This window comes from Pseudomonas sp. M2 (genome assembly GCF_015751845.1).
Taxonomy (GTDB): Bacteria; Pseudomonadota; Gammaproteobacteria; order Pseudomonadales; family Pseudomonadaceae; genus Aquipseudomonas; species Aquipseudomonas putida_E.
Window position 1 is genome coordinate 3,426,371 of sequence record NZ_JADOUD010000001.1, and the last position, 22,027, is coordinate 3,448,397.

19 protein-coding genes are annotated in these 22,027 nt (G+C 62.4%); 3 read left to right on the forward strand and 16 right to left on the reverse strand.

Annotated features, from left to right (window positions below; all coding sequences use genetic code 11):
- Window positions 1–81: 81 nt before the first annotated feature.
- The 4 genes from IWW33_RS15865 to IWW33_RS15880 are packed head-to-tail and all read right to left on the reverse strand — an operon-like array spanning window position 82 to window position 3,524.
- A complete protein-coding gene (locus IWW33_RS15865; protein ID WP_012316121.1) occupies window positions 82–1,239 on the reverse strand; it encodes an ABC transporter ATP-binding protein in 1,158 nt (385 codons plus the stop codon).
- The gene (locus tag IWW33_RS15870; protein ID WP_012316120.1) at window positions 1,236–1,889 is read right to left on the reverse strand and encodes an ABC transporter permease; all 654 of its coding nucleotides are present in this window, start codon (window positions 1,887–1,889) and stop codon (window positions 1,236–1,238) included. Before IWW33_RS15870 ends, IWW33_RS15865 begins: the two co-directional genes overlap by 4 nt.
- Entirely contained in the window at window positions 1,886–2,797 is a 912-nt protein-coding gene (locus IWW33_RS15875; RefSeq protein WP_115273928.1) for a glycine betaine ABC transporter substrate-binding protein, read from the reverse strand. The genes IWW33_RS15870 and IWW33_RS15875 overlap by 4 nt, the downstream gene beginning before the upstream one ends.
- A 13-nt stretch (window positions 2,798–2,810) precedes the next feature.
- Window positions 2,811–3,524, reverse strand: a complete 714-nt coding sequence (locus tag IWW33_RS15880) for an ABC transporter permease (protein ID WP_012316118.1) — start codon at window positions 3,522–3,524, stop codon at window positions 2,811–2,813.
- Window positions 3,525–3,987: 463 nt separating this feature from the next.
- On the opposite strand from IWW33_RS15880, the gene IWW33_RS15885 reads away from it, so the two are divergent.
- Both IWW33_RS15885 and IWW33_RS15890 read left to right on the forward strand, forming a co-directional pair.
- Window positions 3,988–4,317 (forward strand): XRE family transcriptional regulator, encoded by a 330-nt coding sequence (locus tag IWW33_RS15885; RefSeq protein WP_115273929.1) that lies wholly within the window; start codon window positions 3,988–3,990, stop codon window positions 4,315–4,317.
- A 100-nt stretch (window positions 4,318–4,417) separates the two neighbouring features.
- Window positions 4,418–6,001: a peptide chain release factor 3 gene (locus IWW33_RS15890; RefSeq protein ID WP_012316117.1), complete on the forward strand. Its 1,584-nt coding sequence runs from the start codon at window positions 4,418–4,420 to the stop codon at window positions 5,999–6,001.
- A 98-nt stretch (window positions 6,002–6,099) separates the two neighbouring features.
- Here the strand turns inward: IWW33_RS15890 and IWW33_RS15895 are convergent, their stop codons facing one another.
- The 4 genes from IWW33_RS15895 to IWW33_RS15910 form a co-directional block, all read right to left on the reverse strand.
- The gene (locus tag IWW33_RS15895; RefSeq protein WP_046784466.1) at window positions 6,100–7,179 is read right to left on the reverse strand and encodes a polyamine ABC transporter substrate-binding protein; all 1,080 of its coding nucleotides are present in this window, start codon (window positions 7,177–7,179) and stop codon (window positions 6,100–6,102) included.
- A gap of 52 nt (window positions 7,180–7,231) precedes the next feature.
- Window positions 7,232–7,573, reverse strand: a complete 342-nt coding sequence (locus IWW33_RS15900) for a cupin domain-containing protein (RefSeq protein WP_039604408.1) — start codon at window positions 7,571–7,573, stop codon at window positions 7,232–7,234.
- Window positions 7,574–7,605: 32 nt separating this feature from the next.
- Window positions 7,606–9,012 carry an FAD-dependent oxidoreductase gene (locus IWW33_RS15905; RefSeq protein ID WP_115273931.1) on the reverse strand — a complete coding sequence of 469 codons (1,407 nt, stop codon included), beginning with the start codon at window positions 9,010–9,012 and terminating at the stop codon, window positions 7,606–7,608.
- A 64-nt stretch (window positions 9,013–9,076) separates the two neighbouring features.
- Entirely contained in the window at window positions 9,077–9,886 is an 810-nt protein-coding gene (locus IWW33_RS15910) for a nuclear transport factor 2 family protein (RefSeq protein WP_115273932.1), read from the reverse strand.
- A gap of 250 nt (window positions 9,887–10,136) precedes the next feature.
- Here IWW33_RS15910 and IWW33_RS15915 point away from each other — a divergent pair, with 250 nt between their 5' ends.
- Window positions 10,137–11,024 carry a hypothetical protein gene (locus tag IWW33_RS15915; protein ID WP_115273933.1) on the forward strand — a complete coding sequence of 296 codons (888 nt, stop codon included), beginning with the start codon at window positions 10,137–10,139 and terminating at the stop codon, window positions 11,022–11,024.
- A gap of 211 nt (window positions 11,025–11,235) precedes the next feature.
- Here the strand turns inward: IWW33_RS15915 and IWW33_RS15920 are convergent, their stop codons facing one another.
- The 8 genes from IWW33_RS15920 to IWW33_RS15955 all read right to left on the reverse strand — a co-directional run bounded on the left by IWW33_RS15920 (window position 11,236) and on the right by IWW33_RS15955 (window position 21,842).
- Window positions 11,236–12,204, reverse strand: coding sequence for a peptide ABC transporter ATP-binding protein (locus IWW33_RS15920; RefSeq protein WP_046784464.1), 969 nt, complete (start codon window positions 12,202–12,204; stop codon window positions 11,236–11,238).
- Entirely contained in the window at window positions 12,204–13,172 is a 969-nt protein-coding gene (locus IWW33_RS15925) for an ABC transporter ATP-binding protein (protein WP_046784463.1), read from the reverse strand. Before IWW33_RS15925 ends, IWW33_RS15920 begins: the two co-directional genes overlap by 1 nt.
- A 10-nt stretch (window positions 13,173–13,182) precedes the next feature.
- Complete coding sequence (locus IWW33_RS15930) at window positions 13,183–14,109, reverse strand: ABC transporter permease subunit (RefSeq protein WP_115273935.1); 927 nt, start codon at window positions 14,107–14,109, stop codon at window positions 13,183–13,185.
- Between the two features lie 10 nt (window positions 14,110–14,119).
- A complete protein-coding gene (locus IWW33_RS15935) occupies window positions 14,120–15,130 on the reverse strand; it encodes an ABC transporter permease subunit (RefSeq protein WP_012316108.1) in 1,011 nt (336 codons plus the stop codon).
- 76 nt (window positions 15,131–15,206) lie between these two features.
- Window positions 15,207–16,802, reverse strand: a complete 1,596-nt coding sequence (locus IWW33_RS15940; protein ID WP_012316107.1) for an ABC transporter substrate-binding protein — start codon at window positions 16,800–16,802, stop codon at window positions 15,207–15,209.
- Between the two features lie 73 nt (window positions 16,803–16,875).
- On the reverse strand, window positions 16,876–18,255 hold the full coding sequence (locus IWW33_RS15945; protein WP_174141559.1) for an OprD family porin: 1,380 nt from the start codon (window positions 18,253–18,255) through the stop codon (window positions 16,876–16,878).
- 231 nt (window positions 18,256–18,486) lie between these two features.
- Window positions 18,487–20,079 carry an ABC transporter substrate-binding protein gene (locus IWW33_RS15950; protein ID WP_115273936.1) on the reverse strand — a complete coding sequence of 531 codons (1,593 nt, stop codon included), beginning with the start codon at window positions 20,077–20,079 and terminating at the stop codon, window positions 18,487–18,489.
- A 137-nt stretch (window positions 20,080–20,216) separates the two neighbouring features.
- Window positions 20,217–21,842, reverse strand: a complete 1,626-nt coding sequence (locus IWW33_RS15955; RefSeq protein WP_046784459.1) for an ABC transporter substrate-binding protein — start codon at window positions 21,840–21,842, stop codon at window positions 20,217–20,219.
- Window positions 21,843–22,027 lie beyond the last annotated feature (185 nt).

A 22,027-nucleotide genomic window follows, 5' to 3' on the forward strand; every position in this document is an offset into this window, starting at 1 on the left:
GGCTTCCACATTGACAGCAGCGCTGCTGAACCCTGTGGGAGCCGGCTTGCCGGCGATGGGAGCGCGAAGCGCTCCCTTTGATCAGGAAACCACCGCCTCAGCCGGTGAGACGATGCTGGTCTTGGCCCCGCGCGATCTTCCCGAGCTCAGGTAAGCCGCGATCGACTCCTGCGTCACCTCGCCCAGGAACACCTGCTCGGCATCGAGCACCGGCAACCAGGCGCGGTTGAACTCGTACATCCGCGACAGCAGGATGCGCAGATGCTCATCGTGGGAAGCCGTTGCATTGAACTGGCGCAGGAAGTCCGCGCACGTGCCTTGCTGGCGGTGCATGTCGCGCCGGCGTACATACCCCAGCGCCTTGTTCTGCGCATCGGTGACCACCACATAGCGGCGGTCGTGCTCGTCCAGCAGCTCCAGCGCATCGCTCACGGGCGTTTCTGGGCTTACCGACGGGGCGTTGTCCGCCGCATCTTCGGCGCGCACCAGCAACAGGCGTTTCAAGGTGCTGTCCTGGCCCACGAAGTTGCTTACGAAGTCATCCACCGGGTGCGCCAGCAAGGTGTCCGGGTGGTCCAGCTGCAGCAACTTGCCGGCGCGGAAAATGGCAATCTTGTCGGCCAGCTTGATCGCTTCGTCAATGTCGTGGCTGACCATGATCACGGTCTTGTTCAGCGCCCGCTGCATTTCGAAAAACTCGTTCTGGATCATCTCGCGGTTGATCGGGTCGACTGCGCCGAACGGCTCGTCCATCAACAGCACCGGCGCGTCTGCAGCCAGCGCACGGATCACCCCGATGCGCTGTTGCTGGCCACCGGACAGTTCACGCGGGTAGCGTTGCAGGTACTGCTTGGGCTCGAGCTTGATCATGTGCATCAGCTCACGGGCGCGGTCGTGGCACTTCTGCTTGTCCCAGCCGAGCAGGCGCGGGACCACGGTGATGTTCTCCTCGATGGTCATGTTGGGGAACAGGCCGATCTGCTGGATCACATAGCCGATATGGCGGCGCAAGGTCACTTCGTCCAGGCCGCTGGTGTCTTCGCCATTGATGAACACTTGGCCGGAGGTTGGCGTGATCAGGCGGTTGATCATCTTCAGCGTGGTGCTCTTGCCACAGCCCGAGGGGCCGAGGAACACGCAGATTTCGCCTTCGTTGACGGTCAGGCTGACCGAATCGACGGCTTTGACGTCCTTGCCGTTGACGTTGAAGGTTTTGCTGAGGTTCTTGAGTTCGATCATGAGCGCAGTCCTTCTGGAGTCAGGGCACGTTGCAGGGTTTGCAGGAGCAGGTCGGCGATGATTGCCAGCAGGCTGACCAGTACGGCGCCGACCAGCAGCATCGACATGTCGCTGCGGCTGATGGAGGTGAGGATGAGTACGCCCAGGCCACCGGCACCGATGGTCGCGGCGATGGTCATCACGCCAATGTTCATCACCACGGCAGTGCGCACGCCGGCGAGGATGACGGGGACGGCAATGGGTAGCTCGACCATGCGCAGGCGCTGGCCGAAGGTCATGCCGATACCGCGCGCGGCTTCACGGATGCCAGGCTCGACGTTGGTCAGGGCGAGGTAGGTATTGCGCAGGATGGGCAGCAGTGAATAAAGAAACACCGCAGTGATCGCAGGCAATGGCCCCAGGCCCTGGCCGAACTTGGAGTAGAACGGCAGCAGCAGGCCGAACAGGGCAATCGACGGGATGGTCAGCAGCACTGTGGCGCTGGCTTGCAGCGGCCCGGCCACCACCGGGAAGCGGGTCATCAGGATGCCCAGCGGCACGCCGACCAGGATTGCCAGGCCGACGGCAATGCCGACCAGCATGATGTGCTGCCAGGTCAGTTGCAGCACCAGGGCCCAGTCGAGGTGGGCGAAGGTATCGAGCAGGCTCATGGCTGCACCTCCTTGAGTGGATGCTCACGCAGGAATGCTGCGGCCACGGCGGTCGGGCTCTGGTGATCGACGTCGACTTTGGCATTGAGCTGGCGCATGGTCTCGTCATCGAGCTGCTCGGCCAGTGGCTTGAGCAGGGCGACCAGTTGCGGGTTGGCGTCGAGCACGGCCTTGCGCACCACTGGGGCCGCGGTGTAGTCGGGGAAGTAGTGCTTGTCGTCTTCCAGCAGCTTGAGGTTGAACGCACTCAGGCGGCCGTCAGTGGTGTACACCAGGCCGGCGAACACCTGGTTGTTGTGCATGGCGGTGTAGACCAGGCCGGCGTCCATCTGCCTGATGTTGGCTCGGCCGACTTGCAGGTCGTACATCTCCTTCAGGCCTACCAGGCCGTCCGGGCGGTTGGCGAACTCGGTGTCCAGGGCTACCAGGTGGTTGCGCTGGCGCTCGTCGCGCAGCACTTGGTTGAGGTCACTGATCGTGTTGATCTGTGGGTAGGCCTCGGCGACCTGTTTGGGCAGGCCCAGGGCGTAGGTGTTGCTGAACTTGGTGGGGGTGAGCCAGATCAGGTCCTTCTTGGCATCCAGCGCCTTGACCTTGGCGTAGGTGGCTTCGGCACTGGGCATGCGCTCTTCGATGTGGTTGTACGACACCAGCGACACGCCGGTGTACTCCCACATCAAGTCCAACTGGCCGGTCTCCTGGGCCTGGCGGGCGAGACTGCTGCCAAGGCCGGAGGTGACGCGTACATCGAAGCCATTGGCGCGCAGGTATTGGGCGGTGATTTCGGCGAGTACGGTCTGTTCGGTGAACACCCGTGCGCCGATGCGCACCAGGGGTTTTTCCGCCGCCTGGGCAAAGCCTGCGAACAGCAGGGCCGCGCCCAGCAGCAAGGCGATTCTCTTCTTCATACGTTCCCTCTTTTTATTGGGCCAGGCCACGTTCCAGCCAGCGCTTGCTGGAGAAACTCACCGCGGCATCCAGCGCCAGTGCCAGCAACGCCGTGCAGGCCGCGCCAAGCAGCAGCTGTGGCTGGTTGTTCAGGGCAATGCCGGGGAAAATCAGGCTGCCCAGGCTGTTGGCACCGATCAGGAACGCCAGGGGCGCAGTGCCCACGTTCAGCGCCAGGGCCACGCGCACACCGCCGACGATGATCGGCACGGCATTGGGCAGTTCCACCTGCCACAGTTGCTGGCGCGGGGTCATGCCGATGCCGGTGGCGGCTTCCTTGAGCGAGGCGGGGACGTTTTTCAGGCCTTCGTAGGTGTTGCGCACGATGGGCAGGAGGGAGGCGAGGAACAGCGCGAAGATCGCGGGCCCGGCGCCGATGCCCAGGATACTGAGGGCGATGGCCAGAACGGCCAGAGGGGGAATGGTGTTGCCAACGTTGAAGAACTGCATGAAGCGCTCGGCTTTGTCGACCCGGTGCGGTCGACTCAACGCAATGCCGGCGGGGATGCCCACGGCCAACGCCGCCGCCATCGAAGCCAGCACCAGTACCAGGTGCGCTTGCAGGTAAAACCCAAGATCGTCGCGGTAACGCGCGATCGTGTCGATGCCGATCCAGTGAACCAGCAGGGCCAGGATGACGAGCACGGCGGCCCATCCCAACAGCCCTTTTCCGTAGCGTGTAGCCACAGGCGGACTCCTTGTGTTGTCGGCGAGCACACTCTTTTTATGGCCGGCCATGGCTGGCGGCGAGTGGTGTGTTCGCGATTAGCAGCGTGAAGCAACCGAAGGCTGCGATCAGGCCATGAGCCGAACCCCGTCGGGCCCGAAAATGCTGATGAAACCAGTCCCCAAGCGAAGCGGGTTGCAGGGGAGTGGACGTCTCCGAGGGCGTAAAGGTTCCCATCTGCAGCGGCATTTGGCCAGTGTTAATCACTGGGGCGAGTGTTTTTTCGTACTAAAAAACAGCGTGAATCCTACGTAAAGGCGTTGGTTTACCTGCTATCTGTCTACCTGTGCTGATGGACAGAATTTCCCTTCTCGATCCTGGTGGTAGGTGACAAGTGCGGGGTCAGGGAGCACAGGTTTTATCAGGTGTTGATCAAGCAAGCAGACACTCGCTTTGAAAACCACTTGTCCAGAGGAGAGAAAGATGTCCAAGACGCTTGATGAGGTCATCAACGAATTGTCCCCTGAGCGCAGGGAGAGGGTGGAGCAGCTGGGTCGTCAATTGATTCGCGAAGAAATGACGCTTCAGGCATTGCGTAAGCAGCTTGAACTCACGCAAGAAGGTTTGGCAGAACGCTTGGACATGCGTCAGGGCAACATCTCCAAGGTGGAGAAGCGCAGTGACATGTTGATTTCGACCCTGCGCAGCTATGTGGAGGCCTTGGGCGGCACTCTGGAACTCGTTGTGAATATACCTGGCCGCCCTCCTGTGACGCTTGACGGTTTTTGTGAAAGCCAGGCGAAACGCGCCTGACTGACCATCGTTTACCAACGAAGGGGATCAAATTTTGGTCCCCGCCCAACTTCAGGTATGATATCGCCCCTTTTTGAATCCCCCAGTCAGGCGATTTCCCATGACCAACCAGGCCGCCGAAGTCGCGAAGCGCCGCACTTTCGCAATCATTTCCCACCCCGACGCCGGTAAGACCACCATCACCGAGAAACTCCTGCTGATGGGCAAGGCCATTGCCGTCGCCGGTACCGTGAAGTCGCGCAAGTCCGACCGCCACGCCACCTCCGACTGGATGGAAATGGAGAAGCAGCGCGGTATTTCCATCACCACCTCGGTGATGCAGTTCCCGTACCGCGAGCACATGATCAACCTGCTCGACACCCCTGGCCACGAAGACTTCTCGGAAGATACCTACCGCACGCTGACTGCAGTGGACTCGGCGTTGATGGTGCTCGACGGCGGTAAAGGTGTAGAGCCGCGGACCATCGCCCTGATGGACGTCTGCCGCCTGCGCGACACGCCCATCGTCAGCTTCATCAACAAACTCGACCGTGACATCCGCGACCCGATCGAACTGCTCGACGAGATCGAAGCGGTGCTGAAGATCAAGGCCGCGCCGATCACCTGGCCGATCGGTTGCTATCGCGACTTCAAGGGTGTGTACCACCTTGCCGGCGACTACATCATTGTCTACACCCCGGGCCACGGCCATGAGCGTACCGAGGCGAAGATCATCGAGAAACTCGACTCTGATGAAGCCCGTGCCCACCTGGGTGACGAGTACGACCGCTTCCTCGAGCAGCTCGAGTTGGTGCAGGGCGCCTGCCATGAGTTCGATCAGGACGAGTTCATCAATGGCCAGCTGACGCCGGTGTTCTTCGGTACCGCACTGGGCAACTTCGGTGTCGACCATGTACTTGACGCCGTTGTCGACTGGGCGCCGCGCCCGCTGGCCCGTGTAGCCCACGAGCGTACCGTGGAGCCGGTTGAAGAGAAGTTCACCGGCTTCGTGTTCAAGATCCAGGCGAACATGGACCCGAAACACCGCGACCGTATCGCCTTCATGCGCATTTGCTCGGGCAAGTACGAGAAAGGCATGAAGATGCGTCACGTGCGTACCGGCAAGGACCTGCGCATCGGTGACGCGCTGACCTTCTTCTCGTCCGAGCGCGAGCAGCTCGAAGAAGCCTACGCTGGCGATATCATCGGCTTGCACAACCATGGCACCATCCAGATCGGCGACACCTTCACCGAAGGCGAGGCGCTGGGCTTCACCGGCATCCCGCACTTCGCCCCGGAACTGTTCCGCCGCGTGCGCCTGAAGGACCCGCTCAAGTCCAAGCAGCTGCGCCAGGGCCTGCAGCAGCTGGCCGAAGAGGGCGCGACCCAGGTGTTCTTCCCAGAACGCAGCAACGACATCATCCTTGGTGCGGTCGGTGTGCTGCAGTTCGACGTGGTCGCCAGCCGCCTGAAGGAAGAGTACAAGGTCGAGTGCGCCTACGAGCCGATCACCGTGTGGTCGGCACGCTGGATCAGCTGCGACGACAAGAAGAAGCTCGAAGACTTCCAGGTCAAGGCCATGGAAAACCTGGCCATCGACGGTGGCGGTCACCTGACCTACCTGGCCCCGACCCGGGTCAACCTGTCGCTGATGGAAGAGCGCTGGCCGGACGTCAAGTTCCGCGCTACTCGCGAGCATCACTGATCCTGGGAGGGCTATGCCCTCCTTTTCGCGACACAAGGCCGCTCCTACAGCTGTAGGAGCGGCCTTGTGTCGCGAAAGGGCCGCAAAGCGGCCCCATTTCAGTTCCCCGCCTTGATACTGGTCCAGATGCGCGTACGAATGCGGTCGATCTTGGCCGGCATCGCCTCCAGCGCATACAGCTTGCCCATCATCTCTTCGCTCGGATAAATCATGGTGTTGCCCTTGAGTGCCGGGTCCACCAGAGCGTCGGCCTTGAGGTTGCCGTTGGCGTACTGCACATGGTTACTGATATTGGCCATCACCTGTGGCTGCAACAGGTAATTCATGTAGGCATAACCCGCCTTCTCATCCGGTGCATCGGCCGGCATGGCAACCATGTCGAACCACATCGGTGCGCCTTCCTTGGGGATCGAATAGCCGACCTTCACCCCGTTCTTCGCTTCATCGGCGCGGTTTTTCGCCTGCAGCACGTCACCCGAGAACCCTACCACCACGCAGATATCGCCATTGGCCAGGTCACCTGTGTACTTGGATGAATGGAAGTAGCTGATGTACGGGCGCACCTTCATCAGCAGTTCCTTGGCCTTTTCGTAGTCCTTCGGATCTTTGCTGTGGTGCGGCAAGCCCAGGTAGTGCAGGGCGATGGGTAACAGTTCAGGGCCGTTGTCGAGCACGGCGACCCCACAGCTCTTGAGCTTGCTCATGTACTCGGGCTTGAAGATCAGGTCCCACGAATCCACCGGGGCGTTGTCACCGAGCACGGCCTTTACCTTGTCGATGTTGTAGCCGATGCCGGTACTGCCCCACAGGTACGGGAAACCGTACTGGTTGCCGGGGTCGTTGACCTCCAGCGCCTTGAGCAGCACCGGGTTGAGGTTGTTCCAGCCGGGTAGCTGCGACTTGTCCAGCTTCTTCAGGGCCTTGCCCTGAATCTGTCGGGCCATGAAGTGGTTGGAGGGGAACACCACGTCGTAGCCTGAGTTGCCGGTCATCAGCTTGCCGTCGAGGGTCTCGTTGCTGTCGTACACGTCGTAGGTCGGGTTGATGCCGGTGGCCTGCTGGAAGTTCTTCAACGTGTCGGGGGCCACGTAGCTGGACCAGTTGTAGATCTTTACCGAGTCGGCGGCGTTGGCCACGCTGGCGGCCAGCATCAGGGGAGCGAGAAGGAGGGTGCGCATGTCGGGTTTACCTTGCTTTGTCTGTTGTTTTCGAAGGCAGGCGATCAGCGGATCAGAAGATCAGTACGTAGGTCTTGCGCACGGTTTCCTGGATATCCCAGATGCCCATGCTGTTGGCCGGTAGCATCAGTGCGTCTCCGGCTTCTATGTGAAGGGGCTGGCCACCGTCGGGTGTGAAGGTGCAGCGGCCCTTGATGAAGTGGCAGAACTCCTGCTGCGCGATCTGCCGCCGCCAGCGCCCGGGCGTGCATTCCCAGATGCCGGTTTCGACGCCATCGCTGCGTTCCACGCAGGTGACCGAGGTCACTGCCACGGGTTCGCCAAGCGGCACCGCGACCGGGTTGGAGCTTTCCAGCACGGCGCTTTCGGTGTGTTTGAACTGGGTGATGCTCATTACCGTTGGATCCTGTGTGGGTGAAAGGGAAGTCAGTGCATGAAGCCTTCCATGAAGTCCGCCAGCGAGCTGGCCAGGCGCCGCCGCCATGGCACGGTGGCGGGGTTGGCGAGGGTTCGGTCCTCGTGCACGAAGCTCTGGATGATCGCGTTGTAGCCCAGCCAGCGGCAGGGCTCGGGCGGCCAGCTGGCCAGGCTCGACAGCGGACGGTTGTCGAGCACCCAGGGTTGCGCGGTCAGTTCGTTGTGCTGGTTGAGGATCAGCGCGGCCAATGTGCGCCCACCGAGGTTGGTGGCGCCGACACCTTCACCGCCATAACCGCCGGACAGGGCAATACCGCGCTGGCGGTCACACAGCATGTGCGGGCGGAAGCGCCGGGCCATGCCCAAGTTGCCACCCCACGAATGGGTGATGCGCACATGCTTGAGTTGTGGGAACAGCTCGCTGAACAGGTAGCGGCGCAGGTCGACTTCGGCCTCTGTCAGGGTGAAGTCTTCGCGCAGCCTGCCGCCGAAGCGGTAGCCGCCACGGGCGCCGAACACCAGGCGGTTGTCGGCGGTGCGCTGGCCATAGGTGACCTGGCGGCTGCTCTCGCTGAAGGCCTGGCCTTGTGACAGGCCGATCTGCTCCCAGGTCGATTCGGGCAGGGGCTCGGTGGCCACCAGCAGGCTCTGCACCGGCAGTTGATGTTTGCCCAGCGGTGGCAGGCTGGCGGCGTAGCCCTCCACAGCAGGGACCATCCACTGGCAGCGGATGCGCGCCAGTGGTGCCCGCACTTCACCGGGCTGCCAGTCGACGGCGGGGGTGTTTTCGTAGATCGGCACGCCCAGCGCTTCAACCGCCCGGGCCAGGCCACGCACCAGCTTGGCCGGTTGGATGGTCGCGGTATGCGGGCTGTAGATCGCGCCGTAGGCGTTGCTCACGCGAAGCTGGGCGTCCAGTTGCTCAGGGCGCAGCCAGCGGTAGTCATCCTCGGTCATGCCCTGGCGGTAGAGGTCATCGAGGTAGGCACGCAGGCTGCGCTCCTGTTCCGGGTAGCGCGCGGCGCAATACAGCACGCCGCCTTTGCGGTAGTCGCAATCGATGCCTTCGCGTTGCAGCACGCGGTGGACTTCGTCGGGGATGCCATGCAGCAGGTCGATGCTGGCGCGGCGTTGTTGCGGCGACAGGGTGGCGAGCAGGCGGTCTTCACCGAGCATGTTGCCCATCAGCCAGCCGCCATTGCGCCCAGAGGCGCCAAAGCCGGCAATGTTGGCCTCGATCACGGCGATGTTCAGCTGTGGCGCCTGGCGCTTGAGGTAGTAGGCGGTCCAAAGCCCGGTGTAGCCAGCGCCGATGATGCACACATCGACGTCGAGGTCTTCGCGCAGGGCCGGGCGGGCGCACAGTGGCTCTTCAAGCTGGTCCATCCACAGGCTGAGCGTGCGCAAAGGTTGCATCGGGTTCGGCTCCACATCCGTCAAGGTCTGTGGGCGATCCTAGTGGCGTTCAGCGCTGGCTGTCTTACGTGCGTGCACGCAGGGAAATTTGCTTCAGATAGGCCTTGGGCGTAAGCCCGGTGTGTTCGCGGAAGCACTTGTAGAATGCCGACAGGGAGTTGAAGCCCGCGCTGAACGCCAGGTCGTCGATCGGCGCCCCGATCCTGTCGTCATCCAGGCTGGCCATCAGGTGCTGCAGGCGGGCCTGGTTGACGTAGCGGTAGAAGCTTTGCCCCAGCACCTGGTTGAGCAGGTAGGAGATCTGGTTGCGGCTGTAGCCACTGGCATCGGCCACCTGTTGCAGGTCCAGTTCCGGGTCAAGGTAGGGGCGCTGGCGCTGGAAGTAGTGCTCCAGGTCCTGGGCCATGGTCGACAGCTGTCGCGGCGAAAGGCCCAGGCGGCTGACGGCTGGGCGCGGGCCGCTGCTGGCAAGCCCCTGGCTGTTCTGGCGGACCAGGGTGGCGTACTCATTGACCCGCCAGATCAGCCCGTCCTTGACCGTGATCGCTTCGCTGGACTGAAACGCCACCAGGCCTTCGCCGCCCTGCACCGTGACCTGGTACTGGATGAATGCCGTGCTGCCGTCAACGCGGATACGGTCGCCATGGACGATGTCCTCGCCGGCCTGGTGGGGCAGGCAAGCGCGGACATAGTCACGCAGCGCGTCGTAACCGAGCACGCGGTTCTGGAAAAAATCGTGGTATTGCACGTCCGGGTGATAGAGCGCAATCACCCCGTCGAGGTCGCGGTGCTTCCAGCACAGGTGGTAGCGCAGCACGGTTTCGGCGGTGATTGGCGTTTGTTCAGGGCCGTCGGCGAGGATGGTCGGGGTCATGGGTTGATAGTGCCGGGGAGGGCGGAAGCAGGCAAGTCTGTGGGCCCTGGGATGCGTGTGTCGGATCTTGGCGGGCGTTGCATAAACCCTGAGTGGTGAGCCTCGATTCGGGTGTTTTGCACGGTCCTAGGACGCACGCTTGAGCTAAGCCATTGATTTGGCAGCATGTCATTTTTTGACACAACTGGCACAGCCTCTGCACCGATTACAGGGCAATGGACCTGTTATCAACAATAAAGGCGAAAACCTCATGATTCCCTCTGCCGACTACCCGCATGTCGATTCCCAGAGCCGCTCAGGCGTGTCCTGGGCGGCCATCTTCGCCGGGGCAGCTGCCGCGGCGTCCCTTTCACTGATCCTGATGGTACTAGGTGCGGGGCTCGGCTTTGCCGCTACCTCGCCTTGGGCCGATGAAGGCGCCAGCGCCAAGGCACTGGGCATCTCGACCATCATCTGGCTATTGCTGACCCAGATTCTTGCTTCCGGGCTGGGTGGCTATATTGCCGGGCGCCTGCGGGTGAAGTGGGCGAACCTGCACGGTGACGAGGTGTACTTCCGCGACACGGCGCATGGTTTTCTCGCCTGGGCGGTCGCCACCCTGGTAGCGGCGATGCTGATCGTGAGTACCGCCGGGGGGCTGGCCAGTGCCGGTGTGCAGGCGGGCGCGAATGCCGTGGGGGCCGCAGCCAGCATGGCGCCCAAGCCTGACGCCAATGGCTATTTCGTCGACAGCCTGTTCCGCAGTGATGGCCCGGCGCCTGTGAGTGACGACGCCGCCAATGGCGTGGCAGCACGGATTATCGCCAGGTCCATTGCGCAGGGGACGCTCGCCGAAGAGGACCGCGCTTACCTGGCGCAACTGGTGGCCCAGCGTACCCGCCTCAGCCAGCCTGAAGCCGAAGCACGCGTAGACCAGGTGTTCGCCCAGGTCGAGCAAGCCAAGGTCGAGGCAAAAAAAGCAGCCGACACCGCAGCCAAAGTGGCGGCATGGACCGCGCTGTGGACCTTCGTTGCGCTGTTGTGTGGGGCATTCTTCGCCAGCCTGGCAGCCCTGTACGGTGGTCGCCAGCGTGATCGCGTGATGTGGCTGGAAGGGGAAGGGGTTGATTACACCGCGCGTCGTACTGTTCAACGTTGAGTAAGGAGAAACATCATGCGCTCATTACTGCTGTGGATGCTTGGGGTGCCGATTCCGGTGATCATTCTGATCGCGATATTCATGCATTGAGTGGTTGGGGCCGCTGTGCGGCCCATCGCCGGCAAGCCGGCTCCTACAGGTACATCACCGTTCTCAGGAGCAGTGAACTACCTGTGGGGGCCGGCTTGCCGGCGATTGAGGCTATGCCGATCTAAAGAAACTGCTCGGCATAGTGACAGGCGACTTGCCTGGTCCCGACCTGGCGAAACGCCGGCACTTCAACACCACACCGTTCCGTCGCATACGGGCAGCGTTTGTGAAATGCGCACCCATCCGGCGGGTCGAGCGGGTTGGGCAGCTCGCCGGCGATGCGGATCTTCGGCTTCAACGGGTCCGGGTGGATCGCCGGTGTCGCTGAAAGCAGCGCCTGGGTGTACGGGTGCAGCGGCTTTTCGTAGATATCTTCCTTCGGCCCCATTTCCGCCGGCCGGCCCAGGTACATCACCAGCACCTGATCCGCCACGTGGCGTACCACTGCCAGGTTGTGGGAGATGAACACGTAGGCCGTGTTGAATTCCTTCTGCAGGTCCATGAACAGGTTCAGCACCTGTGCCTGGATCGACACATCCAGCGCCGAGGTCGGTTCGTCGGCCACCAGCACTTTGGGTTGCAGCATCATCGCCCGGGCCAGGGCGATGCGCTGGCGCTGGCCGCCCGAGAACATGTGCGGGTAGCGCTGGTAATGCTCAGGCCGCAACCCCACCTGCTCCATCATCTTCTGCACTTTTTCGCGCCGCTCGGCCTTGCTCAACGAGGTGTTGATCAGCAGCGGTTCGGCCAACTGATCGCCGATCTTCTGCCGTGGGTTGAGCGAGGCATAGGGGCTCTGGAACACCATCTGGACGTCGCGGCGCAGCTGTTTGCGCTCGCTTTTGCTGGCGCCTTTGACCTCGGTGCCGTCGATCTGCAACGAGCCGGAAGAGGGCTCTTCGATCAACGTCAGTGCGCGCGCCAGCGTGGACTTGCCGCAACCCGACTCACCCACCACGGCCAGTGTCTTGCCAGCTTCCAGTTCGAATGACACGCCATTGAGTGCGCGCACCAAGGCATGGCCCTTGAACAGCCCGCGGGACACTTCGTAATGCCGGGTCAGCTCCCGTGCGGTTAGAACGACGCTCATCACGCCACCTCCTGGTTCAGCGGGTAGAAGCAACGCACCAGGCTATGGGCCTGAGGATCAAGGGGCGGGCGTTGGCGCCGGCAGTTGTCCTGCACGTACGGGCAGCGTGGCGACAGCAGGCAGCCGTCCGGGCGGTCGTACCGGCCAGGGACGATGCCCGGCAGCGTGGCCAGGCGTTCGGCGCCGATGCTGTGTTCGGGGATGGCCGCCAACAGTGCTTCGCTGTAGGGGTGCGCGGGCACGTCGAACAGCTCTGGCACCTGGCCCACTTCCACAGCTTGGCCGGCATACATCACACAGACGCGTTTGGCGGTTTCGGCGACCACGGCCAGGTCGTGGGTAATCAGGATGAGCGCCATGTTGCGCTCTTTCTGCAGGTTGACCAGCAGTTCCATGATCTGCGCCTGGATGGTCACGTCCAGCGCCGTGGTCGGCTCGTCGGCGATCAGCAGCTTGGGCTCCCCGGCAATCGCCATGGCGATCGCCACGCGCTGGCTCATGCCACCGGACAGCTGGTGCGGGTAGGCGTCCAGGCGGCTTTCGGCAGCCGGGATCTCGACCTTTTTCAGCAGCTCCAGGGCACGCTGACGCGCGGCTTTGCCTTTGAGGCCCAGGTGCTGGCGCAGCACTTCTTCGATCTGGTAGCCCACGGTGTAGCTGGGGTTGAGCGCGGTCATCGGGTCCTGGAAGACCATGGCGATGTCCTTGCCCACCACCTTGCGCCGCTGGCGGGAGCTGAGTTTGAGCATGTTGGTGCCGTCGAAGGTGAGCGTATCGGCGGTGATGCGCCCGGGGGCCTCGATCAAGCCCATCAGGGCCATCATGGTGACCGATTTGCCCGAGCCGGACTCACCGACAATGGCCAGTATTTCACCGGCGTCCACCGCCAGGTCCAGGCCGTCCACCACTGGGACTGCATTGGCGTCGCCGAAGCGCACGCTCAGGTTGTTGATCTGCAACAGTGACATGGCGCTCTCCTCAGGCGGCGTTCTTGAGTTTCGGGTCCAGCGCATCGCGCAAGCCGTCGCCCATCAGGTTGATTGCCAGCACACTGAGCAGGATGGTCAGGCCGGGCAGGCTCACCACCCACCAGGCGCGCTCGATGTAGTCCCGGGCCGAGGCGAGCATGGTGCCCCACTCCGGGGTCGGCGGTTGTACACCCAGGCCCAGGAAGCCCAGCGCAGCGGCGTCGAGGATGGCCGAGGAGAAGCTCAAGGTGGCCTGCACGATCAGCGGTGCCATGCAGTTGGGCAGCACGGTGACGAACATCAGCCGTGGCAACCCGGCGCCAGCCAGACGCGCGGCGGTCACATAGTCGCGGTTCAGTTCACCCATCACCGCAGCGCGGGTCAGGCGCACGTAGGACGGTAGCGACACGATGGCGATGGCGATCACTGTGTTGATCAGGCCTGGGCCGAGAATGGCGACGATCGCCACGGCCAGCAGCAGCGACGGCAGGGCCAGCATCACGTCCATCAGGCGCATGATCGACGGACCGAGCAAGCGCGGGAAGAAACCGGCCAGCAGGCCCAGCAGGATGCCCGGGATCAGCGACATCACCACCGACGACAGGCCGATCAGCAGCGACAGCCGGGCGCCCTGGATCAGCCGCGAGAGCAGGTCACGGCCCAGTTCGTCGGTGCCGAGGATGAATTGCCAGGTACCGCCTTCGAGCCATACCGGCGGGGTCAGCAGGAAGTCACGGTATTGTTCGCTTGGGTCATGCGGCGCCACCCACGGCGCGAACAGCGCACAGAACACCACCACGCACATGAAGGCCAGGCCCATCACCGCGCCCTTGTTGCGCGAGAAGGCGTGCCAGAACTCTTTGTATGGCGAGGGGTAGAGCAGGCTTTGGTCCACCGGGCTGGCCGGCGTCACGGATTTCGGAATCGGGCTAGTCATGGCGAAGGCCTCAGCGCTGATGACGGATGCGTGGGTTGGCCAGACCGTAGAGGATGTCCACGACGAAGTTGACCAGGATCACCAGGCAGGCGATCAAAAGGATGCCGTTCTGGACCACGGGGTAGTCACGGGCGCCGATGGCTTCGATCAGCCATTTGCCGATGCCCGGCCAGGAGAAGATGGTTTCGGTCAGCACCGCACCGGCCAGCAGCGTGCCGACCTGCAGGCCGAACACGGTCAGCACCGGGATCAGTGCATTGCGCAGGCCGTGCACGAACACCACGCGGGCCGGTGACAGGCCTTTGGCGCGCGCAGTGCGAATGTAGTCTTCGCGCAGCACTTCGAGCATGGACGAGCGGGTCATGCGGGCGATTACCGCCAACGGGATGGTGCCGAGCACGATGGCCGGCAGGATCAGGTGCATCACCGCATCCTTGAACGCGCCTTCTTCGTCACTGAGCAGGGTATCGATGAGCATGAAGCCGGTTTTCGGCTCGATGTCGTACAGCAGGTCGATGCGCCCGGAGACCGGCGTCCAGCCCAGGCTCACCGAGAAGAACATGATCAGGATCAGGCCCCACCAGAAAATCGGCATCGAATAGCCGGCCAGGGAGATGCCCATGACCCCGTGATCGAACAGCGAGCCACGCTTGAGCGCAGCGATCACGCCGGCCAATAAGCCGACGATGCCGGCGAACAGCAGCGCAGCAAAGGCCAGTTCCAGGGTTGCAGGGAACAGGGTGAGGAACTCGCTCCATACGCTTTCACGGGTGCGCAGCGACTCGCCCAGGTCACCCTGCGCGAGCTTGCCCACGTAATCCAGGTACTGGACCGGCAGTGGCTTGTTCAGGCCCAGGCGCTCCATGGCCTGGGCGTGCATCTCGGGGTCGACCCTGCGCTCGCCCATCATCACTTCCACCGGGTCGCCGGGGATCAGGCGTATGAGCGCGAAGGTCAGCAAGGTGATGCCGAAAAACGTCGGTATCAGCAGGCCCAGGCGCCGGGCAATAAAACTCAACATTGTCAGGGTTACCTCATCAGCCGTTGTACGGCGGTGCCGCCGTTGCCCGTGTGGGTTGCCGGCGGTCGTTGTTGTTCTACTTCACCTGGGTGGTGGCGAAGTTGTTGTTGGTCAGAGGGTTGATCACATAACCCTCCACGTTGTCACGCATGGCAGTGAACATCTTCGGGTGCGCCATGCTGATCCAGGGCTGGTCGTCATCGTACACCTTCAATGCCTCGGCATAGAGCCTGGCACGCTCGTCGTTGTCGATCACCTCACGGGCGCGGGTGATCAGGTCCTGAAACTTCGAGTTGCACCAGCGCGCGTAGTTCTCACCACTTTTGACCGCATCGCAGCTGAGCAGGGGGCTGAGGAAATTGTCCGGGTCGCCGTTGTCGCCGGCCCAGCCGGTGGAGACCAGGTCGGCCTCACCGTTTTTCGCCCGGCGCAGCATCTCGGCCCACTCCATCACACGGATGTCCAGCTTCAGGCCGATTTTGGCGAGGTCGGACTGGAGCATTTCCGCCGACAGCCGTGGGTTGGGGTTGGTCGCGCCGCCGCCATTGCGGGTGAACAGCGTGATGACCGTGCCTTGCGGCACCCCGGCCTGCTGGAGCAGTTCACGGGCCTTGGCCAGGTCACGGGGTGGGTTCTGGTTGGCACTGTTGTAGCCGATCATGGTTGGCGGGTAGGGGTTTACCCCCACCAGCGCATTGCCCTTGCCGAACAGCTGGTCGACGTGGGTCTGGCGGTCGAAGGCCATGTTGATGGCTTTGCGCACGCGCACATCGCTGAGGTATTTGTGCTCGGTGTTCATGGCGATATAGCCGGTGACCAGGGCCTCGATCTCGGCGACCTTGAGCTTGGGATCAGCCTTGATCGACGCCACGTCGTCCGGTTTCGGGTAAAGCGCCACCTGGCATTCATTGGCGCGCAGCTTCTGCAGGCGCACGTTGCTGTCGGTGGCGATGGCGAAAATCAGCGAGTCGGCCGGCGGCTTGCCGCGGAAGTAGTCCGGGTTGGCCTTGAAGCGCACCTGGGCGTCCTTGTTGTAGCGCTGGAAGATGAACGCGCCAGTGCCCACCGGTTTGCTGTTGAGGTCGCCGGTCTTGCCTGCCTTGAGCAACTGGTCGCCGTATTCGGCGGAGTAGATCGAGGTGAAGCCCATGGCCATGTCACGCAGGAACGGTGCTTGCGGGCGGGTCAGGGTGATGACCACGGTGTGGTCGTCGGTCTTGTCCACCGATTTGAGCAGGTCCTTGAAGGCCATGCTCTCGAAATACGGGTAGCCGACGCTGGTCTTGTCGTGCCACGGGTGGTTAGGGTCGAGCTGGCGACGCAGGCTCCACAGCACGTCGTCGGCATTGAAATCGCGGGTCGGTTTGAAGTAACCGGTGGTGTGGAACTTCACTCCTTGGCGCAGGTGAAAGGTGTAGGTCAGGCCATCGGCCGAGATGTCCCAGCGTTCGGCCAGGGCTGGCTGGATGTCGGTGGTGCCAGGCTTGAAGTCGACCAGGCGGTTGAACACCGTCTCAGCCGAGGCATCGGCGGTGACCGCCGTGGTGTATTGAACGATGTCGAAGCCTTCCGGGCTGGCTTCGGTGCACACCACCAGCGGCTTGGCCGCCAGGTTGCCGGCGGCGCCGAGGATGACCGCTGCCAGGGCAGCGCGTAGCGGTAGCGATGTCATGTGTCCTCCTTGCTTGCAATGATTCCAGCGTAGCCGCCCGGGCCCGCACTGAAGCGGACCTGGGCGTAAGCGGTCAGAGAATGTTGAACGGAATGGTGGTCACCACGCGGAACTCATCCAGGCTGCCATCGGCCTGTGCCTTGCTGGCGCGATGCGCGGTATAGGTAGCGCGGATGCTGGTGTCTTTCAGCGGCCCGCTCTGCACCGCGTAGCTGGTGCCGATACCCCACTCATAGTGGGTTTCGCCATCCAGGCCGTTCACGTCATAGGCCGTACCGCGGTAATGGGTGCCGTCGATGCCCCAGCCGCGGGCGTTGTACAGGTTGAACTTCAGGCCCGGCACGCCATACGGCGCCATGTTCAGCACGTAGGAAATCTGCAGGGATTTCTCGTTCGGGCCGTTGAAGTCCGAGAGCAGGGAGTTGGCCAGGTAAATGCCGTTGGTTTCGTGCAGGTAGTCGAAGTACTCGTTACCGTTGACCTGCTGCCACGAAGCGCTGAGGGTGTGGGCCTGGTGGGTCAGGCCGAACGACAGGCTGTAGGTGTCGTTGTCGATCTCGCCCATCTTCTGGCTGCCTGCGTCCACGGTCTTGTAGTAGTTCAGGCCGGTGGTCAGGCTCAGCACCGCGCTGTCGCCCAGCACGTGGCTGGCGCCGAAGTAGTACTGGTTCCAGAAGTCGTCGACCTTGGTGGCGTACAGGCTGGTGGTCAGGCTCTTGAGCGGCTGGTAGTTGACCCCGGCGGTACTGGCACGGTCGGTTTCCACGCCCGCTGCGCCATACTCGCTGCGAAACTTGCTCAGGCTCTGTTCGGTGCGCGGCGAGACACGGTCGAAGGTGCCCAGGTCGAATGACAGGTTGTCGAACTCTGCACTGTGCAGGAACGCGCCCTGGAAGCTGGAGGGCAGGGCGCGGTTGCCGATGTAAGCGATCATCGGCGTGTCCACGGACTGACGGCCGACGGTGAGGGTGGTGTTGGACACCCGTGCCTTGAGGTTGGCCAGGCCCATCTTGCTCCACTGGCCGATGGGGTCGCCATCGCTATGGGTCAGGGTACGGTTGTTCGGCCCGGCGACTGCGGCGCGGCCTTGCTCCAGAGCGATGGCGTTGTAGCCGGCTGCCTCCACGGCAAAACCCACGGTGCCCTGGGTGAAGCCTGAGCTGTAGTTGAGGATGGTGCCCTGCAGCCAGTTGTCGCGGCTGTGGCTGTCGTGGCGTGTGCCGTCGCTTTTGTAGTACTTGAACAACGGCGCGCGGGTGGCGCGTTCGCGGGCGTACCAGTTGCGGGTGCTGCCGGACAGGCTCTGGCCGTCGATGAACCCTTTGGCCTCATCCTGCTCGCTGGTGCCTTTGAGGCTGAACGGGACGTAGTCCTGGCTTTGGGTGTCGGCCTGGGCCACGGCGGCGAAGGTGGCGATGGATAACGCCAGTGTGGTGAACGTGAATAGTCTCAAGATGAAAGCTCCCTTTCTGTTCTTTTAGTTATTGCCTGGCCTTGTGGGCCGGGTTGTTGCGGTGTTGCCAGGGTTGCCCGGGGTTGCCGGGCCAATCAGGGGGAGGTGTGTGGCCAGTGCTGGCCCTTTCGCCGGCAAGCCGGCGCCCACAGGAATCAATAAAGATCCCCAGGCTTGTGCCATTTTTGTAGGAGCCGGCTTGCCGGCGAGAGGGCCGCTACCGGCTAACGCTCAATCAACGCTCACTCCGGAAAAGTCGTTGCGGCCAAAGGGGCTCACCTTGAAGCCGGCCACCTTGACGCTGAGCGGCTGGTTCACCGTGGAGTGCGCCACCGGCGTGATCGGCACCTGCTGTTTGAGGCGTTGCTGGGCCTGCTGGTACAGCACTGTGCGCTGCTCGCGGTCGGTTACCTGCTTGGCTTGCTTGACCAGGCTGTCGTACTGCCGGTCGCACCACTGCGAGTAGTTGTTGCTGCCGATGGCATCGCAGCTGTAGAGGGTGCCCAGCCAGTTATCCGGGTCGCCGTTGTCACCGGTCCAGCCGATCAGGGCGATGTCGTGCTCGCCGCTTTTCATGCGCTTGAGGTATTCGCCCCATTCATAACTGACGATGCGCACCTTCAAGCCCAGCTTGCTCCAGTCGGCCTGAAGCATCTCGGCCATGAGCTTGGCGTTGGGGTTGTACGGGCGCTGCACGGGCATGGCCCACAGGGTGACTTCGGTGCCTTCCTTGACCCCGGCCTGCTTGAGCAGCTGGCGGGCCTGCTCAGGGTCGTAGGGTGCGTCCTTTAAGCTGTCGTCATAGGACCATTGGGTTGGTGGCATGGCGTTGACTGCGCGTTGCCCCGAGTCCTGATACACCGCCTGCAGGATCGCCTGCTTGTTCACTGCCATGTCCATGGCCTGGCGTACCTCCAGGCGGTCGAAGGGCGGGTGCTGGGTGTTGTAAGCGATATAGCCGAGGTTGAAGCCTGGTTGTTGCAGCACCTGCAGCTTGCTGTCCTGCTTGAGGGCTGGCAGGTCGGCCGGGCGTGGGTGCAGGGTGACCTGGCATTCGCCGCGGCGCAGCTTCTGGATGCGCACCGAGGGGTCGGTGTTGATCGAAAATACCAGGTTGTCGAGTTTCACCTCGTCCGGTGCCCAGTAGTCCTTGTTGCCTTTGAAGCGGATCTGCGAATCTTTCTGGTAGCGCTGGAACACGAACGGGCCGGTACCGATAGGCTGCTGGTTGATGTCGCTGGGGCGCCCGCTCGCCATCAGATGCTCGGCATATTCAGCCGAAAGCACCGAAGCGAAGCTCATCGCCAGGTTTTGCACGAAGGCGGCATCGACCTTGTTCAGGGTGAACACCACGGTCATCGTGCCGGTCTTTTCGATACCGGCGATGTTCTTGTCCAGGCCCATGCTGACGAAGTAGGGGAACTCGGTGGGGTAGGCCTGGCGGAACGGGTGCTCGCGGTCGAGCATGCGGTTGAAGGTGAACAGCACGTCATCGGCGTTGAAGTCGCGGCTGGGGGTGAATGCCTTGTTGGCGTGGAATTTCACCCCCTCGCGCAGGTGGAAGGTGTAGCGCAGGCCATCGTCGGATACTTCCCACTTCGTTGCCAGGGCGGGATGCACTGCCGTACCGCCGCGTTGAAATTCCACCAGGCGGTTGTAGATCGGTTCTGCCGCATCGTTGTCGGTGGCACTGGTGTATTGGGCTGTGTCGAACCCGGCCGGGCTACCCTCGGAGCAGAACACCAGGCTACTGGCCTGAGGGGCTGATGCCTGGCTCAGCAGGCCCACGGCGAGCAGCGTGGAAAACAGTGTGGTGTGGCGCATGGCAAATCCTTTTTTCCGTCTGTTTTTGCCGCTTCGGGGTACGAAATGCGGCAACAGGGCCCCCAACCCCGGCGCGGGTAGCGCCGGGGGGAGTTCGAAGGGTGGAAGTGGGCGAGGGGTGGTGCGTGTGCCCGGTGCTATTTCTCCACACTGACGCCGTAGAAGGAGTTCAGTGCGAACGGGCTGATCTTGAAGCCCTTCACCTTGGCACTCATCGGCTGGTAGACCGTGGAGTGGGCGATTGGCGTGATCGGTACCTGATCTTTGAGGATATGCTGCGCCTGTTTATACAGCTCGGTGCGCTTGGCCTGGTCGGAAGTGGCCTTGGCCTGCTTGATCAGGTCGTCGTAGGGCTTGTAGCACCACTTGGAGAAGTTGTTGCCCTCGATGGCATCACAGCCATACAGGGTGCCTAGCCAGTTGTCCGGGTCACCGTTGTCGCCGCTCCAGCCGATCAGCATGGCGCCTTGTTCGCCGCCTTTGGAACGTTTGATGTACTCGCCCCACTCGTAACTTACGATTTTCGCCTTGATGCCGACCTTGCCCCAGTCAGCCTGCAGCATCTCGGCCATCAGCTTGGCGTTGGGGTTGTACGGGCGTTGCACCGGCATGGCCCACAGGGTGATTTCGGTGCCTTCCTTGATCCCGGCTTCCTTGAGCAGTTGCTTGGCCTTTTCCGGGTCGTACGGCACATCCTTGATGCTTTCGTCGTAGGACCACTGGGTCGGCGGCATGGCATTGACGGCGAGCTGGCCGGCGCCCTGGTAGACCGATTCGATGATCTTCTGCTTGTCGACGGCCATGTCCAGTGCCTGGCGCACCTTCAGTTGAGCCAACGGGTTGGGTTGGTCACTGCCCTTGAGCTTGTCCATCACGTTGTAGGCGATGTAGCCCAGGTTGAAACCGGCCTGGTGCGGCATCTGCAGCTTGTCGTTGGCCTTGAGCGGCTCGATATCGGCAGGGCGCGGGAACAAGGTCACCTGGCACTCGTTCTTCTTCAGCTTCTGCATGCGCACCGAGGCGTCGGTGGTGATGGCGAAGATCAGGTTGTCGATCTTCACGTCCTCGGGTTTCCAGTAATCCTTGTTGCCCTTGAAGCGGATCTGGGCGTCCTTCTGGTACTTGCTGAACACGAACGGGCCGGTGCCGATCGGTTTCTGGTTGATGTCTGCAGCCTTGCCTTCTTTGAGCAACTGGTCGGCGTACTCGGCCGACTGCACGGAGGCAAAGCTCATCGCCAGGTTCTGGATGAACGCGGCGTCCACCTGGTTGAGGGTGAACCTGACGGTGTGCTCGTCGAGCTTCTCCACCTTGGCGATGTTGTTGTCCATGCCCATGTCGGTGAAGTAGGGGAACTCAGTGGGGTAGGCCTTACGGAACGGGTGATTCTTGTCGAGCATGCGGTTGAAGGTGAACAGCACGTCGTCTGCGTTGAATTCGCGGCTTGGCTTGAAGTAATCGGTGGTGTGGAACTTGACCCCTTCGCGCAGGTGGAAGGTGTAGGTCTTGCCGTCGTCGGACACCTCCCATTTGGTCGCCAGGCCGGGGATAACGGCGGTGCCGCCACGTTCGAACTGGGTCAGGCGGTTGAACACGGTCTCGGCCGAGGCATCGAAGTCGGTTCCGGTGGTGTATTGCCCCGGGTCGAAGCCGGCGGGGCTGCCTTCGGAGCAGAACACCAGGTTGGACGCGGCGTGGGCAAGCGGAGCGCCGGTCAGCAAGCCTGCGCCGAGCAGGAACGGAATGACTGCGTGTTTGAGCATGGTGGCCTCATTGTTGTCATTTTTCTGATTCGAGGTGGCCTCGTGAGCCGACCTGCGGATACTTATGCAGGGTGTGTTCCCAATGCAACACTGCGAAGGATAGTTGGCGTCAGAAAAGTAGTACGGGCGTACATGGATGTCGCATATGTATAACTTTCGAGGAAGTTGAACGTTTGCGAGGGCAA